This is a genomic window from Vibrio sp. Vb0304, assembly GCF_033338995.1.
GTDB lineage: Bacteria > Pseudomonadota > Gammaproteobacteria > Enterobacterales > Vibrionaceae > Vibrio > Vibrio alginolyticus.
The window spans coordinates 100,374-118,120 of sequence record NZ_JAWOTT010000012.1 but is presented as its reverse complement, the minus strand read 5'-3'; the positions used below and the strand labels follow the sequence as shown (position 1 = coordinate 118,120).

The 17,747-nt window shown below is 42.4% G+C and carries 13 protein-coding genes; 6 read left to right on the top strand and 7 right to left on the bottom strand.

The features are described from left to right. Position 1 precedes the first annotated feature (1 nt). Both R7P35_RS15585 and R7P35_RS15580 read left to right on the top strand, forming a co-directional pair. Entirely contained in the window at positions 2–3,142 is a 3,141-nt protein-coding gene (locus tag R7P35_RS15585) for an efflux RND transporter permease subunit (RefSeq protein ID WP_042523737.1), read from the top strand. 145 nt (positions 3,143–3,287) lie between these two features. Further along, a complete protein-coding gene (locus tag R7P35_RS15580; RefSeq protein ID WP_042523739.1) occupies positions 3,288–4,217 on the top strand; it encodes a LysR family transcriptional regulator in 930 nt (309 codons plus the stop codon). Positions 4,218–5,450: 1,233 nt separating this feature from the next. On the opposite strand, the gene R7P35_RS15575 is transcribed toward R7P35_RS15580, so the two are convergent. Next, positions 5,451–6,350 carry a LysR family transcriptional regulator gene (locus R7P35_RS15575; protein ID WP_318092315.1) on the bottom strand — a complete coding sequence of 300 codons (900 nt, stop codon included), beginning with the start codon at positions 6,348–6,350 and terminating at the stop codon, positions 5,451–5,453. A gap of 112 nt (positions 6,351–6,462) precedes the next feature. Here R7P35_RS15575 and eamB point away from each other — a divergent pair, with 112 nt between their 5' ends. The 3 genes from eamB (at position 6,463) to queC (ending at position 8,421) form a co-directional block, all read left to right on the top strand. Next, positions 6,463–7,047, top strand: a complete 585-nt coding sequence (eamB, locus tag R7P35_RS15570) for a cysteine/O-acetylserine transporter (RefSeq protein WP_318092313.1) — start codon at positions 6,463–6,465, stop codon at positions 7,045–7,047. Between the two features lie 308 nt (positions 7,048–7,355). After that, complete coding sequence (locus R7P35_RS15565; protein WP_025768136.1) at positions 7,356–7,697, top strand: helix-turn-helix domain-containing protein; 342 nt, start codon at positions 7,356–7,358, stop codon at positions 7,695–7,697. A gap of 67 nt (positions 7,698–7,764) precedes the next feature. Continuing rightward, a complete protein-coding gene (gene queC, locus R7P35_RS15560) occupies positions 7,765–8,421 on the top strand; it encodes a 7-cyano-7-deazaguanine synthase QueC (protein WP_042523743.1) in 657 nt (218 codons plus the stop codon). Positions 8,422–8,731: 310 nt separating this feature from the next. Here queC and queE read toward each other — a convergent pair whose 3' ends face one another. Then, positions 8,732–9,382, bottom strand: a complete 651-nt coding sequence (gene queE, locus R7P35_RS15555) for a 7-carboxy-7-deazaguanine synthase QueE (protein ID WP_005377296.1) — start codon at positions 9,380–9,382, stop codon at positions 8,732–8,734. 216 nt (positions 9,383–9,598) lie between these two features. Here queE and R7P35_RS15550 point away from each other — a divergent pair, with 216 nt between their 5' ends. Further along, on the top strand, positions 9,599–10,408 hold the full coding sequence (locus R7P35_RS15550) for a Cof-type HAD-IIB family hydrolase (protein ID WP_017821691.1): 810 nt from the start codon (positions 9,599–9,601) through the stop codon (positions 10,406–10,408). A gap of 160 nt (positions 10,409–10,568) precedes the next feature. Here R7P35_RS15550 and R7P35_RS15545 read toward each other — a convergent pair whose 3' ends face one another. The 5 genes from R7P35_RS15545 to prpF all read right to left on the bottom strand — a co-directional run bounded on the left by R7P35_RS15545 (position 10,569) and on the right by prpF (position 17,743). Beyond that, positions 10,569–12,014: a bifunctional NUDIX hydrolase/phosphatase PAP2 family protein gene (locus R7P35_RS15545; RefSeq protein WP_042523745.1), complete on the bottom strand. Its 1,446-nt coding sequence runs from the start codon at positions 12,012–12,014 to the stop codon at positions 10,569–10,571. 385 nt (positions 12,015–12,399) lie between these two features. Continuing rightward, positions 12,400–13,731, bottom strand: coding sequence for a trypsin-like serine protease (locus tag R7P35_RS15540; protein WP_042523747.1), 1,332 nt, complete (start codon positions 13,729–13,731; stop codon positions 12,400–12,402). A 191-nt stretch (positions 13,732–13,922) separates the two neighbouring features. Beyond that, positions 13,923–14,402: a GNAT family N-acetyltransferase gene (locus R7P35_RS15535; RefSeq protein ID WP_005377290.1), complete on the bottom strand. Its 480-nt coding sequence runs from the start codon at positions 14,400–14,402 to the stop codon at positions 13,923–13,925. A 189-nt stretch (positions 14,403–14,591) separates the two neighbouring features. Further along, entirely contained in the window at positions 14,592–16,469 is a 1,878-nt protein-coding gene (locus R7P35_RS15530; RefSeq protein ID WP_213904985.1) for a propionyl-CoA synthetase, read from the bottom strand. A gap of 77 nt (positions 16,470–16,546) precedes the next feature. Then, on the bottom strand, positions 16,547–17,743 hold the full coding sequence (gene prpF / locus R7P35_RS15525) for a 2-methylaconitate cis-trans isomerase PrpF (protein WP_158159669.1): 1,197 nt from the start codon (positions 17,741–17,743) through the stop codon (positions 16,547–16,549). Positions 17,744–17,747 lie beyond the last annotated feature (4 nt).

Sequence of the window (17,747 nt, the reverse complement as noted above, 5' to 3'; positions counted from 1 at the left end):
AATGAAATTTGCACACTTTTTTATTCAAAGACCCATATTTGCCTCTATGTTATCGCTATTGATATTAATAGTAGGCGCAATTTCACTTTTACAGTTGCCTGTGAGTGAATATCCAGAGGTTGTCCCTCCTACAGTGGTAGTTACAGCAAACTATCCTGGTGCGAACCCAAAAGTAATCGCAGAAACAGTTGCTACGCCTCTGGAGCAAGAAATTAATGGTACAGAAAACATGTTATATATGTTTTCACAGGCAACCAGTGACGGCAGAATGACATTGACCGTAACCTTTGCTTTAGGTACGGACTTGGACAAAGCTCAGGTTCAAATTCAAAATCGCGTCACTACAGCTTTGCCCCGATTACCAGAAGCCGTCCAACGGTTAGGAGTTGTTGCCGAAAAAGCCTCTCCTGATCTCACCATGGTTGTGCATATATATTCTCCAGATTCTAGCCGTGAAGTCAGTTATTTAGCTAACTACGCTAATTTAAACTTGAAAGATGAGATAGCTCGGCTCGGAGGCGTTGGTGATGTGCGCCTTTTCGGTGGTGACGAGTACTCAATGCGCTTGTGGTTAAATCCAGATGAGCTCGCTTCTAGAAATCTAACCGTAATGGACGTTGTCTCCGCCGTCCGATCTCAAAACCAACAGGTGGCAGCAGGCTCATTAGGTGCGCAACCAGCCGCTAATGAAAACCAATTCCAAGTTTTGTTGAACGTAAAGGGCCGTTTGGAGAATATTGATGAATTCAACGACATTGTAGTAAAAGTTGACGAAACAGGGGCTTTGACACGTCTTAAAGACGTTGCACGCGTAGAGCTAGGTCAAAACTCTTATGCACTGCGCGCCTTGTTAAATGGTAAACCAGCGGTGGCGATGCCCGTATTCCAGCGCCCTGGTGCTAATGCTATTGAGCTATCTAATCAGGTTCGCTCAACCATGGACCGTTTACAAGCAGCCTTTCCAGCTGGAGTTTCATATGAAATAGCCTACGACCCGACCGTCTTTGTTCGTGGATCGATAGACGCAGTGGTTCATACTCTGCTAGAGGCAATTGTACTAGTTGTTGTTGTAGTCATTTTGTTTTTGCAAACATGGCGCGCGTCTATCATCCCTATCATTGCGGTGCCTGTTTCATTAATCGGTACGTTCGCCGTAATGCAAATGCTCGGAGTATCGATTAACACGCTTTCGTTGTTTGGACTTGTTCTCGCCATAGGCATCGTCGTCGATGACGCCATTGTCGTCGTCGAAAACGTGGAACGGAACATCCATAATGGTCTTGCACCACTAGAAGCAACGAAACAAGCAATGACCGAAGTTACCGGGCCAATTATTGCAATTGCTTTAGTGTTATGTGCGGTGTTCATCCCGACGACCTTTATTACAGGGTTATCCGGTCAGTTTTATAAGCAGTTCGCACTAACAATTACGATCTCGACGATTATTTCAGCAATTAACTCGTTGACGTTATCGCCTGCTTTATCAGCACTGCTATTACAAGATAAGAACGCAAAACCCGATCGGCTAACCAAGCTCTTGGATGCGGTTTTTGGTAAGTATGTTTTTGCGCCATTCAATAGAATTTTTGAGTATAGCTCGAACCAATATCAAGCTCTGGTCAAGAAGCTGATTCGCTTTAGCCTTGTTGTTGTGGTGGTATACATTGCGTTACTCGGGGGAACGGTTTCTCTATTCAAAGCTGTTCCTGGAGGATTCATTCCTCAACAAGATAAGCAGTATTTAGTTGCGATCGCCCAACTTCCAGATGCAGCAAGTTTAGATAGAACAGAGTCCGTTATTAAAGAAATGGAAAACCTCGCGCTGGCAACACCTGGCGTAGCACAAACGATTTCTTTCCCAGGCTTATCGGTTAATGGTTTTACTAACAGTCCGAATAGTGGCATCGTTTTTGTTACGCTTGAGGACTTCGATAAACGAAATGATCCAACTCTCGGAGCAAATGCGATTGTTGCATCTTTGAATAAGAGCTTTTCAATCATTGATGAAGCCTTCGTTGCGATTTTTCCACCACCACCAATCCAAGGACTTGGCTCAACTGGCGGCTTTAAGCTTCAAATCGAAGACCGTGCGAACAAGGGGTTTGATGAGCTATTCAAGCAATTGAACTTGATAATAAGTGAGGCATCAACAAGACCCGAGCTGATGGGATTATATTCTACATTTCGCATACAAGTGCCGCAGATGGACATCCAAATAGATCGTGAACAAGCGATGCTGCAAGGTGTTCCTCTAGAGCAGGTTTTTGATGCGCTTCAAGTTTATTTAGGATCGTTATACGTCAATGACTTCAATATGTTTGGTAGAACATACAAAGTGAATGCCCAGGCAGACATGAACTATCGTCTCGAACCTGACCAAATACTTAATTACAAAGTAAGAAATGCTGCCGGACAAATGGTTCCTCTCGGCGCTGTACTGGAGATCATACCCACGATTGGGCCTGACCGCGTGATGCACTATAACGGCTACCCTAGTGCAGAACTAAACGGCAGTCCTGCTTTTGGTTACAGTTCTGACCAAGCCCAAACGGCTATTGAGGAAGTACTGGATCAAAACCTAGCAGAGGGAATGGTTTATGAATGGACTGATGTAACCTACCAGCAGATTTTGGCTGGTAACACGATGGTGTATATATTCCCACTTGTTGTTTTGTTAGTTTTCATGGTGCTAGCTTCGCAGTACGAGAGTTTAAAACTACCATTCGCTATCATTTTGATCGTTCCTATGACCATTTTTTCTGCACTAGCAGGTGTTTGGTTCATTGGTGGTGACAACAATATATTCACACAAATTGCTTTGATTGTCCTTGTGGCTCTAGCGTGTAAAAATGCCATCTTGATGGTGGAGTTCGCTAAAGAACTTAAAGACAATGGCCAAGATACCTTATCAGCGATTTTGGAAGCATGTCGTTTACGTCTTCGACCGATTCTAATGACATCAATTGCATTTACCGCTGGTGTTATTCCATTAATGATTGGTACAGGGGCCGGAGCGGAAATGCGACAAGCAATGGGTATTGCCGTATTCTCGGGTATGGTAGGCGTAACGGTATTTGGATTACTACTCACACCTGTTTTTTACATGTTAGTGAGTCGAAACAAAAAACGTCAAACACTATAACCATAATATAAATACTCATTTAAATTCATACTAAAGGGAGCTATTGCTCCCTTTTCTTTTGGTTATTAAGTATATTAATAATTTCTAGACAGAGCAGTAGTTATACATGAAACTAATACGCTAATATCTAACTTGGATAAACATTGTGGATTTAGCAAATAAACTACACCTGCTTTTAGAAGTCTCTAAAGCTGGATCTTTTGCAAAAGCAGCAGATGGGATGAATATCGACCGCTCTGTTTTATCTAAACACATCAAGCAGTTAGAAGAGCACTTAGGCGTTAGGCTATTAAACAGAACAACTCGCTCTCTTTCATTAACGCAAGTCGGCAAGCAAATAGTTGAAAAAGCAGACCAAATATCTCAACTCCTTGATGATACTCAACAAATAGCGGAGAACTTTCAGACTGAGCCTTCAGGGAAAGTACGAATTTCAAGCTCAACATTATTTGGAAAACTCTATCTACAACCTTCGATAGAGAAGTTTTTACATAAGTACCCAAAAGCAAGTGTTGAACTAATGCTAGATGATCTTCATGTAGACGTGATTAGAAGTAATTTTGATATTGCTTTTCGAATCGGACCTATGAGGGATTCATCAATGGTAGCAAGAAAATTAGCAAAAAATACGACTGCAATCATTGCTTCTCGAAATTTAATTGAAAAACATGGTAACCCAGAAACGCCTGATGAGTTAGTTAAGCTACCTTTTATTATTTATTCAAATGGTAATTTTATTGTCGATAAACTTAAATTCTACGACAAAGAAAAATCAGATGGTTTAGATACATACCCAATATCAGGATCATACATGGTCAATGAAGCTGAGCTAATAATTGAAAGCGTAAAGTCAGGTCTGGGCGCAGCACTTATAGGTCAATTTATGCTCCCTAACAACCTAGAGTCTTCTAATTTAGTTCAACTTTTACCAGAATATGAAACTCAAGATTTTGGTGATATTTATGCCATGTACTCACACCGTCAGCAATCACCATTGGTTAGGGCATTCATTGATATCGTTCAAGAAGAAATTGGCATACCACCAATATGGGAAAAGCATTTCAATAAAAGCTAGGTGATTCTATTTAACCAAAATAAACATAAAATAAAACATCAAATAAAATCAATAAATTAAACCAGGAATGTTTAATATTCATCGAAGTTTAACGTTAGGTGAATTAAGTTCCATTCTAAATGGCGCTTAATTCACTAAATATAAAAAATTCTTTATTTATAATACTAACAAATCCATCACCTATACAAGTTACGATGTATATTAAAGAAAAACACACCTCGGTCACTAGTTTGTTAGTATATAAAATATCTTATCTTATTTTTTTAGTTATTTATACGTTAGCAACGATTTATTTTAGCGTAAAAATGGACAAAAGCACATCGGAGAACTCTCTAATAGAAATGACTCAAATAGCATTTGTGCTTTTTTCATCGTTAATGTGTTTGTATAAATCTAAGGAATATCTTGAACTCAAACACATATTAGTAATAATGTCTTCATTTTTTATGGTTATATTCGTTAGAGAAATGGACTACCACATAGAGCAGTATTTCCCTCACGGTTCATGGAAGTATCCTGCTTGGATTATAATAGTCTCGGTCTGTTATTTTTGTTTTAATAATATAGTTAACATAAAAAATGAGGTAAAACTTTTCATTTCTCATTCTAGCTTCACGACATTAACGATTGGATTTTTTATTGTTTTCTTATTCTCACGATTTGCAGGGTATGGTGATTTTTGGGTCGAGTTCATGGGGAACTCATACAATAGAGACGTGAAAAACTTGGTTGAAGAAAGCTTAGAGTTACTAGGTTACGCGATACTTTTAAACGGTGTTTTACTTATTAAAGTAGAAAATCACTAAGTATAAATAAGAGTTCAGAGCTTGTAGTTCAAGCTTTGAACTTTTTTGGCTAAAAAAAAGCAGCAAATTATATTTGCTGCAAATGATGAAAAAAACAATATGCGTAAGTTAACTTCCTAGCAATGGATGCGTTAACGAGTTAATAACAACGAACCGTAACAATTAAGTCTCGTTGAAAATAATCCATAAAGAATGGCATTTATTACACTGTTAATTATGTAACCTTATCTAATCTAGTTATCACACGCCGTCGTTTTTATATCTTATCTCTTTCCGTCAATAAATAGCTCTTCACATCAGATCCCATTTATCATCCCACAACAGTCGGATTCACAACAAAGCAATAAAAATCAATAAATTAGAAGTAGCCACTTAAAAAGTAAAAAGGAGTAAAAACGAAACTATGTCAGATAGAACATATTAAAGATCACCGGCTCTGAGTAGAAAACCGTTCATACTCGTTACGCATACAATCAATAAAGACTTCCATCGCCGGCGTCACACACTTCCCAGCATGATAAGCACAAAGTGGCTTGATCATCTGTGAAAATTCGGTGAACTCAAGCTCTTGTAAACTGCCCTCTTGCAACTCTTTTTCAACCGTAAAACGAGGTAAATAAGAGATACCAATATTACTCTCAACGCAGTTTTTGATCGTATTAATACTGCTAAGTTCGATCATGTTGTCGATGCTAATATCACGCTCCTGAATAATGCTCTCAAACATCTGTCGAAAAAGGCACTTAGGGCCATTGCTTATAAACCCTAAATCAATATGTTGCTCTCTCTTCTTTAAATCTAGCCCTTTTAAAAGCGGTGAAGCAACCAATACCAGTGGCTCCTGCTCAAACTCGTGGACCTTGAGCGTATCGTCATTACCTACTCGATAAAACACACCTAAATCAGCTTTATCCGCTATCAACTCATCTCGAATCTGATAGCAATTTTGTGATTGCAGAGAGAGTCTGACATCGGGCGCTCTGATCCTGAACTCTTTTAAAACATTAGCCATCTTATAAGCAAGTTGAGTCTCAGCAACCAGCACTTTCAATTCACCGGTCGGCTCCGAGTTTTCTTGCTGTGCTGTTCCCTCAATATTTTCCATCACTCGCGCCAGTTCATAGACGTAAGGCAGTATCTTTTCTCCTGCTTGAGTCAAAACCATCTTACGCCCTATTTTTTCGAACAGCTGCAAAGACAGATCTTGTTCCAACTGCTTGATTTGAAAGGTGACGGTTGATTGCGTGCAATAAAGCTTCTGTGACGCTTTTAGAAACGATCCTTCTTCAACAATAGCTTTAAAAGTAAGAAAGCGTTTTAGATTCATGACTAGACTCCACAACCAACAGTTCAATAAATTAAAAGTCTAAGTTTTAATTTATTCAATTTTTTAATCAATTGTAGCGAAGTATAGTGCAGTAAAAACAGGAGAGATAGAGATGACAGCCATCTACACCGCATTTTTTACTTACGTAATCATTACTTCAATTACACCAGGGCCAAACAACATTTTATCGCTCAGCATCGCGACGCAATATGGACTAAAACGCTCAACAAAAATGATTTCGGGGATGTTTTGTGGCTATGTTGTTTTGATGCTACTTTGTGGCGCTTTCACGTATAACATGATCAGCCTCTTGCCCGTGATTACACCTTGGCTAACATGGATTGGAGCAGCTTATATTGTTTGGTTGGCTTGGGGGCTTGCTACGAGTGAGATCAAAACTTCATCGGATAATTCTAAAGGTATCAGTTTCTTAACAGGTTTCGGTTTGCAGTTCGTTAATGTGAAAATCATTCTTTATGGAATTACCTCTATTTCTACGTTCGTACTGCCCCACACTCAGAATATCTACTGGATCTTAGCGACTAGCCTCATTCTTGCTTTGATCGCACTTCTTAGCAACGTAGTTTGGGCCGTTGCAGGAAAGCTACTTCAATCGCAATTCCAGAGATATGGTAAAGTCATCAATATGAGCTTAGCAGCAGCTCTGATCTATTGTGCGACACAGTTATTTACTTAAGTATATAGTTGATCATCAAGAACAATATTGCTCTTCAACTTAGACGACTACGTTTATGTGAAGAGCAAATTCTGCTCTACAAATCGCTGCGGTTTCTCGTGCCCTTACTCGCTCCTCCCGCGCCTCCATACGGCAGTTTTTGAAGAAGTAGATTCAACGTCACTTAATCAACCTAAAGATACGAAATCTTGTTTAGCTATACATACACGGCCTTGGCGACCTCGGCAATAACTAAGCATTACTTAGTATACACAAATCAGAAAAACTAAGATAATCTTAGTCATCCAAGTCCTTCGTATGAACTTTAAGTGTTGTTTAATAACCCACTCCCAGCCCGCCTTAAGCATGCGCGTAAACAAGCGAATCTGTCCCAAAAAGCACTGGGCATCCGTATCGGCATGGATGATAGTTCTGCAAGTGCAAGGATGAACCAATACGAAAGGGAGCGCCATACTCCCGACGTAAAAACGCTCAAACTTATCGCAGATGAGCTAAACGTACCTCTAAACTATTTTTTTTGTGAAGATGAAATCACCGCTGAACTTGCTGTGAATCTCCACAAGCTGTCAAATGATGACAAGCAAAGAGTGCTTGAGAGCACAGCCCAGTTGATTGCGGACGCAATCGCTACGAACAAGTCGAGTACGTAATTGGGATTAAACGCCTAAGAATACGTATCAATACCAAAGAATCAAAGAGCATAACTAAGGGTTCAACATGGCTACAACAAAAGCACTTGTGGTTTTTTCCGGTGGGCAGGACTCTACGACCTGCTTAATCGATGCATTAAATACATATGATGAGGTTCATGCTATAACGTTTGATTATGGCCAGCGTCATTCAGATGAAATAGATATCGCTATCGAATTAGGTAAGCAACTTAACATCAAAAGCCACAAAGTCCTGGATGTAAAATCAATTAATGAGTTAGCGATAAGCTCGCTGACAAGAGACAACATTCCGGTATCTAATGACTTAAGCGACGCTAACGTACCCAATACATTCGTTCCAGGGAGAAACATCCTCTTTCTTACTTACGCATGTATCCATGCTTACCAGCTTGGTATTCAAGACATCATTACGGGAGTTTGCGAAACAGACTTTAGTGGTTACCCTGACTGCCGAGACAACTTTATTCGCTCTCTAAATCTCTCTTGCAATTTAGGTATGGATAAAGCCTTCAATATTAAGGCTCCTTTAATGTGGCTTACTAAAGCAGAGACCTGGGCTCTAGCTGATAAGCACAATATGTTGGAGTTTGTCCAAAACAATACGTTAACATGTTACAACGGAATCGTTGGTAAAGGCTGTGGTGAATGCCCAGCGTGCCTACTGCGACAAAGCGGCTTAGAAGAATACTTAGCGAGCAAATAGTCTTTGTTAGCGGTAATAGCGCTGGGATAAAACCTTTTGCGTTAGCTTCTAAACGTTTTATCTCAGCGTGAAACTCCAGCCAACAGAGCTTTATTTTGATGCCGCCAGATTGGTGGCATCAATTAAATGCGAAACGATTGTCGAACCAAAGATAGCACTACACCACAACAGCCAACACTGCTTAGCTTTTACAACGCTATAAATTGCTTAGATATATCGACAATGTTTCGATAGCAAAGCTACCAACGGCATTACTCGCGAAACCGGGATTAGATAGAAAAGCTACCTCGAATGATGACGAGTCTCTCGTCTAAGCAATACTCAAATATTTATGAGTTTGAACAGACAAACGCCAATTGCGGGCAATACACGTATCAATACACAATTGCGTAGCACGAGGCTTCTGGCTAATTGGTTGTAGTGCAATGATAGTCTCAGCCGCTACGTTCGCATTTGCTAAAAGATCATCAAGGTGGTCGATGTCTTTCTGGGTACCGACTGGATGCTTAATCTCATTTGCCCGCTCTAACGCGCTATTAAGCACTGGTAATTTACCTTTCATTGCTACTTTTGGTGACACTGTCACCCACGTATTTTCTGAAGTAATCACTTCTGATGTGCCACTGGTTTCAATTTGGCATTGGCACCCCATATCTTCAAACGCCTTTGTTAAAGGGCGCAGATCATAAATACAAGGCTCTCCACCAGTAATCACGATATGCTTAGCATTAAAGCCTTGCTGTTGATATTGCTCTACGATGTTCTCGGCAGATGCAACACACCACGTCGGAGAGTCTTCCGTTTTCACCAGAATATCGCCTATTTGACGTTGATCATTCTCATCTGCATACCACGTTTGTTTGGTATCGCACCATGAGCAACCAACCGGACACTCTTGAAGCCGAACAAAAACAGCAGGGACTCCAGTGAAAACCCCTTCCCCTTGGATGGTTTCAAACATCTCATTTAGCTTATACAACGCAGAACTCACTCAACTCATAACATTTCGAGGCGAAGACCATAATGGACACGCGTGTCTAGGTCAATTTAAACCAAAAATTAATTGTTAAAATAGACCATTTTGTATTTTCATAGCGTAATGAATATAGGTTTCTGGTTAACGTTAAACCAAGCCTTATTCACTGACAGCTCCCAAAAAACTTTAAGGTAAGAAATGATGTATAAACTGATCGCACTAGATATGGATGGCACGCTACTCAATAGTGATAAAGCCATTTCTGAAGAAAACAAACAAGCGATCGCAAAAGCTCGAGAAGCAGGCGTTACTGTCGTTCTCGCTTCTGGTCGCCCATTAGAAGGAATGCAAGACAAGCTCGACGAACTGAATATCCATTCCGATCGAGATTTTGTTCTTTACTACAACGGTTCGATGGTCAAGAACGTAGGCACAAACGACATCATCCACCAGCAAATCATAGATGGTAAAGCTGCAAAATTGGTGGCGCGAAAAGCCGAAGAGCTAGGTGCGTACGTCCATGCTTTTAGTCAAGTTCATGGTTTAATCACCAACGAACACAACCCTTACACCGATATTGAAGCAAAGATAAATGGCTTAAATGTCACCGAGATGAACTTCGAATCACTAGAAGACGATCATCCAATCATCAAAGCTATGATGGTTGCAGAGCCAAGCAAACTAACAGAAGTTATAGCAGCACTGCCAGCTGAAATGCGCGAAGCGTTTACGGTTGTTCAAAGCGCTCCGTTTTTCCTTGAGTTTCTTAACCCTGCGAGCAACAAAGGTATTGGTGTTGCCGCAATTGCCGAGTATCTGGGAATTAAACCGGAAGAAGTTATCTGTATGGGTGACGCAGAAAATGACCACCACATGCTGAAATACGCTGGCCTTGGTATCGCGATGGCAAATGCAATGGAAGAAACCAAGCAAATCGCTGACTACATTACGGCAAGTAATGATGAGCACGGTGTCGCTAAAGCTATAGAAAAGTTCGTGCTCAATGCATAGCCCTTTCCGCCATGTCTGTTGCGTTAAGCTTCTTACGTTTAACATCCCTAGCCGTCCAAGATAGGCAAGCGGCGTTGTTCGTGGACTAAACGTGTAAAAGCCTTGCTGTAATGCAAGGCTTTGTTTTTACTTAAATACTAATAGATAACAAATACAGCCATCAATCTAGCAACGTTTTGCTCGGTTGGTTTTCACAAGTCAGCTTCCTTGCAAGCAGCATAAATAACAACATTAATAATGGATAATGTAACGTCGACAAGACTAATGACCACAAACCGCTAAACGATACGATATTAGCCGAGTACAAATAGAGTTGATCAACAAGCAACAATGCCAGCGTCACAAAGATCATCTGCCGAGTATCTAAATGTGCTTTCGACTCTTTAAATGTCATGACCAACGCTGATGCAGTGATTAAAATTGCTAGCCAGCGACCAAACACAGGTAATGGCCAGATGACGGAGATGACCGCTGTTGCCGCAGTCATAATTAACCAGACGCCTTTTGAGCTTAGAACTTGATCAACGTTCACATCTTGATTTGTTTCCAGTCGAAGAACATGCCAAGCCACCAAGCTGCCTAACAGCGCGCCAAATAACATATCTAAAATAAAGGCACTGCCGAGGAAAAACTTACCTAACACCACAGTAAGAGTGATGAACACGAAGACTGCCGTTGTTCCATTCAAACCAAAATACTGGGTTCTATGAAACAAGAACGTCAGCACACAAAACCACACAGCGATAGGCAAGCTAGGAAAACTAAAGCCAAAGCTGTGCGTTAACTCCATCATTGGTATATAGACATGTGGGCGCGGTAGCGAAAAGCCTTGTTGAGCGACAAGCACCATAAGCGACGTTGTACTAATTGCGAAAAAGAGTCGGTACACAAACCGGCTACCAAAGCGCATCATGGCAAAAGGAAATAGAAAGAGTAGTACCGTCGGTTCTATCAGATCTATAACGAGTTTCGAGATCTGACTAGCTACCTCGTAACTCGTTTCTGACAACGCCCCTACCCAACTCTGTAAATCTATCAGCCACGCCAATTCAACCTGACGAAATGAAGGCGCGGATTCGATCAACTGAGTCACATAAGATACTGATTGCTTGGTAGCTTGATCAAAAAACTGAGTGGCTTGTGGCCATTGCTCAGGATAACGATATAAAGATGATGGTAATTCAGATGGGCTAAGCAACATCGCTGACGCAACTTCTACTCCATAATGAGGGGCAAACCAAATAGGCAGTTCATTTCCACCTAAAGAATTATTCATAGAAAAAGCGATAATGTCAGAGTCTGATATACAGTCGTAAAAAACCGCAGTGTCCGTTCTGCCAAGCTCCTCTCCAACCGTAACCACTATACCGGTTTCTTCCCACGTTTCTCGTTGAGCAGCAACTTGTGGAGACTCACCATCAATAATGGTTCCGCCAGGTAGAGAAATCTTATCCGTTAATACTTCATGAACTAGCACTAACTTGTCATCAGCGCGAACAATACAGAGCGCTCCTTTAACTTCGCTCGCAGTGGCTTTAGCCGTAGAAATCGGTGAAACAGGTAACAAAATAAAACAAAGGATGAGTAATAACAGCTGTCTCAACACAAAATATGACCTTAAATAAACATAATGATAACCAATGAATCATGGCAGTTAATCTTATCTTTTTCGACAAAAATTAAGTAACGAGTTATGCCAAACTGAGTTGATCGCGTAAAACCTGATCTCAACGCTCACTGGAGAATAATTTAATGCAAACCTGACAAAAATCAGACAAAACATAAAATGTTGATCGCAATTCTGCCAGTTATATAAAGATAACGTCAGGACAAAGTCATACACATTTTGTGGGTTCTCATAGTTGACACAATAAAAAAGGGCTTATTATTCGCAAACAATAAACCCCAGTTATGGTAACTATGTACTGATCGTTGAAACCAAGAATGAATCTTATCTCATGGTCAACGAATCAAATTCACTGGCCCGATCGTTAGTTAGACGTGCAATTCGCATCGCCGACTTTTTGCCAAACACCCCAAGGCCCTGAGTCTGCTGGATTATCACCTTGAGTCCACCACTGCGCTTGCCAAACTTTACCATTCCAAGTAACCGTATCTCCTTTGAGATACACTAAGCTGGCTTGCCATACAGTTTTACAGCTATCTGTGGGAGGCGTTGTCACCGTTTTCGCTTGAGCGGATACTAACGCTTGGTATTGTGTGCTGGTCTTATCAACGTTGAAGTTCAAAGCCACTCTTGCTTCTCCGCTCTGAGTAGCACCAAATTCAACATCAACACGACAACTTGCATTCATTGCTAACGTCGCCTGAGAGCACTGATCATTGGCAATAACAGCTGCATCAGTAACACCCGAAGCAAACGCGCGAACATTTTCCACAGTGAACGTGGTGTTCCCTGAATTCTGGATAACAAAGCTATGTTGCTGTAACTCCCCAACATTAAATGATGCCAGTGTCTGTTCGGTGGTGTATCCAACAGAAACATTTTCTTTTGGTGGTGTTGCTGTTCCGATAACACCATCGACAAAATTGCGCATAGCAGCGATATCGCTATAAACCCCATACATACCAGGACGAGCACAACCTATTCCCCAACTGACCACACCAAGTTGAGTAATTACACCACTGCGATTAATAACGATTGGACCACCACTATCTCCCTGACAAGAATCTATCCCACCTTGAGGAATACCCGCACAGAATGACACTTCTCCAACCGTTGTGTAGTTGCCACCGGCTTGACGGCAAGTCATATCCGACACAAGTGGGACGTCAACCTCCTGCAATCGAGACGGAGAGCTTCCTCCTTCAGAAGTTCGCCCTAAGCCAGCAACACTAAGCCAATCTCCGATGCTCGCGTATTGCGTTAGACTACCATTCGCAATCTCAACTGAAGAAACACCTTGAGGCACAGAGTCGAGCTTCAATACCGCGAGGTCATGAGAAAGCGTCGCGCGGCGATATGCCGGGTGCATATGGATCTCACTGACGTTTGCACGAACACCATCACTACCGTTATAAACAACGCCACCGATTTTAACCGCAATCTGACTCGGAGAATCACCCTCAACACAATGTGCAGCAGTCAGGACGTAACCATTCCCGATATAACTGGCCCCACAATACGATCGGTTACCATAACGACTAACAATTTGGGTGTAGAATTTCCAGTCACGTGGGTCGGCAGTTACTCCGCCTACGATCTGGGGTTGGATAGTGTGATTTTGCGTCTGAGACAAATCATCAGCACTTGCGAACATTGGCAAAACGGCTAAAGCAAGTAACGATTTTGTTAGTTTCAAAATATTGTCCTCTTGTTTTTGTAAGCACGATCCTCGTGCTACTAATAAACAAGCAGACAAAAACGCCGATACCAATGTGGGTGCATATCAATTTGTTAACATTGCGAGCAACTTATAGAGAAAAGTCTATTGACGAACTGAATGATTTCAATTCGATAGAACCTAAATCACAATATTAAAGTTAAATACGATTATTCGTTCAGCGGTTTTCTTAAATAGTGGATATGATGTGCAAATCCTTGTTTTTCATACAAAGATATTGCGCCCTGGTTAAAATGCCATACTTCAACAAACATCTGTTTTGCACCGTAATCAGAGAACGTTGACTCAATTTTATTAATCAATGCCTGCGCCGTACCTTGTTTTCGATATTCAGGCAGCACATAGAGCTCATCCACACTTCCCATCATAACTGGCTGGCTGACGGTAGAAATAAGTTCACAGAAGTGACCAGAGATAAAGCCAATAATTTCATCTCCTTGTTTTGCTACGTAAACAAGGCACTCAGGGTCGTCAATATATCGAGCAATGCTTTTTTCTTGTTCTATCTCCTCTGCCGTTTTGAAAAGCTCAGGAGATTGAAGATGATGCTCATCATGAAGCTCGAACATAAGATCGTTGAGCAACTCTAGGTCGCTAAAACACGCAGGTTTAATCGCAAACGTGGTCATACAAAGGGTCACTAAAAATGGAATGGCTGTAGTTTGTGAGGAAAACGTCGTATTGGCAAGTCACAAATGCTTTCACGATACGTTTGTACTGTTTGAACAACAAAAAGGCCCCTGCACTTAATAAACGTACAGAGGCAGAACCAACCAACAGAGTTCGAGGATCAGGGGTTAGTTAGAATTGAGTTTTTCTCAGCGTCGTAGCACTCGCTCAATTTCGTTCAAGCTACTTGGGTCATCAATCGTTGACGGAACGGTGTATTTTTCACCATCAGCTATTTGACGTATAGTTCGACGCAAAATTTTACCTGAACGTGTTTTCGGTAAACGGTCTACAACCAACGCATGCTTGAAGCAAGCAACTGCACCTATCTCACTACGCACTTTGCCAACAAGCTCACCTTCAAGGTCTAGCTCATCCACTTTGACGCCGTCTTTTAGTACCACAAAGCCAAGTGGAAGCTGACCTTTTAGATCATCGTGGATACCAACCACCGCACATTCTGCAATCGCTGGGTGGCCTCCTACTATTTCTTCCATTTCACCTGTCGACAATCGGTGTCCCGCGACATTAATCACGTCATCAATACGTCCCATAATAAACAGGTAACCGTCTTCATCCAGATAGCCACCATCACCTGACACGTAGTAGCCTGGGAACTGGCTAAGATAACCAGTTTCAAAACGGTCATGATTACGCCAAACCGTTGGCAGACAACTTGGTGGTAGCGGACGTTTTAATGCGACAAAGCCTTGTTGGTTAGGCCCGACAGCCTCTCCAAGTTCATTCAGAATTTCGACCTGATAACCCGGAATGGGCTTCGTCGAAGAACCAGCTTTAACTGGCATAATTTCGACACCTGTCGGGTTGCCAGCGATGGCCCAGCCCGTCTCGGTTTGCCACCAGTGGTCAATAACGGGCTTGTCCGCTTTGCTCTGAACCCACTCCAGTGTCGGAGGGTCAAGGCGTTCTCCCGCCATAAAGATGGTTTTCAGATTCGACAAGTCGTACTGTTTTAAGTGCTCGCCTTCCGGATCTTCTTTCTTAATCGCACGAAACGCCGTTGGTGCAGAGAACAACGCATCTACTTTATATTCATCACACACTCGCCAAAATGCGCCAGGATCCGGTGTTCGAACAGGCTTGCCTTCGAATAGGATAGTAGTGCAACCGTGAATCAGTGGAGCGTAAACAATGTAAGAGTGCCCTACTACCCAGCCCACATCAGATGCCGCCCAAAAGACGCCATCTTGAGGAATGTTATAGATTGCGCTCATGGAGTACTTCATCGCGACAGCATGGCCACCGTTATCACGCACAACGCCTTTCGGCTTACCTGTCGTGCCCGATGTATAAAGTATGTAGAGCGGATCGGTTGCTAACACCGGAACACAACCATGTGGCAGCGCTTGTTTGTACTCTCGCTGCCAATCTAAGTCTCTTTCTTGGTTTAGCTCAGCGTCGCACTCTGGACGTTGGAAAACAAACACTTTCTCAGGCTTCCAACGGCTGTCCATAATGGCTTTGTCTACCATTGGTTTGTATGGAATGACTTTGTTGATCTCAATCCCGCACGACGCCGTCATGATCACTTTCGGCTCTGCATCTTCAATTCGTACAGCAAGCTCATTAGGTGCAAAACCACCGAATACTACGGAATGAATCGCCCCCAAACGCGCGCAGGCAAGCATCGCCATTGCGGCTTCTGGGATCATCGGCATATAAATAACGACTCGGTCGCCTTTTTCAACACCTTGAGCAGACAGCATGCCAGCAATTTTTGCTACTTGGTCACGTAGATCGCTATAGGTGTACGTGGCTTTACGACCTGTCACTGGCGAGTCATAAATGAGTGCAGTATTATCACCGCGTCCTTGCTCGCAATGGTAATCTAATGCTAACCAGCACGTATTCATTACACCATCTGGAAACCAACGTTCTATGCCGTTTTCATCAGATTTCAAGATAGTTTTAGGAGATTCAAACCAATCGAGATTCTCCGCTTGAGCGCGCCAAAAACTCTCCGGTTCATTCTTCGCCCATAAGTATTCTTTTTCGTATGAAGACATATTGCTTCCTCCAGTATGTCCTGACATTGCTCTCGTTCTACTCAAAGATCGCTCTTTTAATCCAAAGATCGTCTCTTTTAATCGAAGACATAGAAGGGTACACGCACAAATCCCTCCATCAGTATTCTCGCACTTCGGCTCATAATGGCTTTTTGCACCACCCAGCCCTGCTCAGTTTGCTTCGCTTGTGCCCCAACTTTTAACGTTCCTGACGGGTGACCAAAAGTCACGGACTCTTTTTCACCGCCACCAGCGGCTAAATTCACTAACGTTCCGGGCACACACGCAGCAGAAGCAATAGCAACGGCTGCTGTTCCCATCATTGCATGATGTAGCTTGCCCATCGACAGCGCGCGAACGAGCACATCAATATCCGACTCATTAACGGCTTTACCACTTGAAGACAAGTAACTTTTCGGTTTAGAAACAAACGCTATTTTCGGCGTATGTTGGCGTGTTTGAGCTTCTTCTAAATCAGAAATCAGGCCCATTTTTAACGCGCCATATGCACGGATGGATTCGAACATCGCTAATGCTGTGTCATCGTTGTTGATATCGTCTTGCAGCTCGGTGCCCTGATATCCTATCGATTCAGCATCAATAAAAATGGTTGGTATGCCCGCGTTAATAAAGGTCGCGTTGAACGTACCCACATCCGGCACCACCAAATCATCAACTAAGTTACCCGTTGGGAACATACTTCCTTCGCCATCGGAAGGATCAACAAAATCCACTTGAATTTCTGCCGCTGGAAACGTGACACCATCGAGCTCAAACTCTCCGGTTTCTTGGACGAAACCATTGACGATTGGCACGTGAATCAAAATCGTTTTGCTTATGTTCACTTGCCAAACACGCACCGTCACAATTCCATTTTCTGGAATGCGGTCTTGTGGAATCAGCCCAGCATGAATGGCGAAGGGACCAACTGCCGCAGACAAGTTGCCGCAGTTACCACTCCAATCGACGAATGGTTTGTCGATCGACACTTGTCCAAACAAATAGTCAACGTCATGACCGTCTTGGCTACTGCGCGAAACAATCACTGTTTTACTGGTGCTGGAGGTTGCACCACCCATACCGTCGATTTGCTTCGCGTAAGGATCCGGGCTGCCGATAACACGTAACAACAGCTTGTCACGCGCGGCTCCAGCCATTTGCGCTTCTTGAGGTAAATCCTCTAGGTTGAAAAAGACACCTTTACTCGTGCCGCCACGCATGTACGTCGCGGGCACTTTTATTTGGCTTGTTTGATTCGGAGTATTATTTGCCATACGC

What these genes read in the sequence shown, in the direction of transcription:
- R7P35_RS15585 (WP_042523737.1), top strand. Translation starts at nt 2, where the DNA reads ATGAAATTTGCACACTTTTTTATTCAAAGACCCATATTTGCCTCTATG.
- R7P35_RS15575 (WP_318092315.1), bottom strand. Translation starts at nt 6,350, where the DNA reads ATGAATCTAAAACGCTTTCTTACTTTTAAAGCTATTGTTGAAGAAGGA.
- eamB (WP_318092313.1), top strand. Translation starts at nt 6,463, where the DNA reads ATGACAGCCATCTACACCGCATTTTTTACTTACGTAATCATTACTTCA.
- queC (WP_042523743.1), top strand. Translation starts at nt 7,765, where the DNA reads ATGGCTACAACAAAAGCACTTGTGGTTTTTTCCGGTGGGCAGGACTCT.
- queE (WP_005377296.1), bottom strand. Translation starts at nt 9,382, where the DNA reads ATGTTTGAAACCATCCAAGGGGAAGGGGTTTTCACTGGAGTCCCTGCT.
- R7P35_RS15550 (WP_017821691.1), top strand. Translation starts at nt 9,599, where the DNA reads ATGTATAAACTGATCGCACTAGATATGGATGGCACGCTACTCAATAGT.
- R7P35_RS15535 (WP_005377290.1), bottom strand. Translation starts at nt 14,402, where the DNA reads ATGACCACGTTTGCGATTAAACCTGCGTGTTTTAGCGACCTAGAGTTG.
- R7P35_RS15530 (WP_213904985.1), bottom strand. Translation starts at nt 16,469, where the DNA reads ATGTCTTCATACGAAAAAGAATACTTATGGGCGAAGAATGAACCGGAG.
- prpF (WP_158159669.1), bottom strand. Translation starts at nt 17,743, where the DNA reads ATGGCAAATAATACTCCGAATCAAACAAGCCAAATAAAAGTGCCCGCG.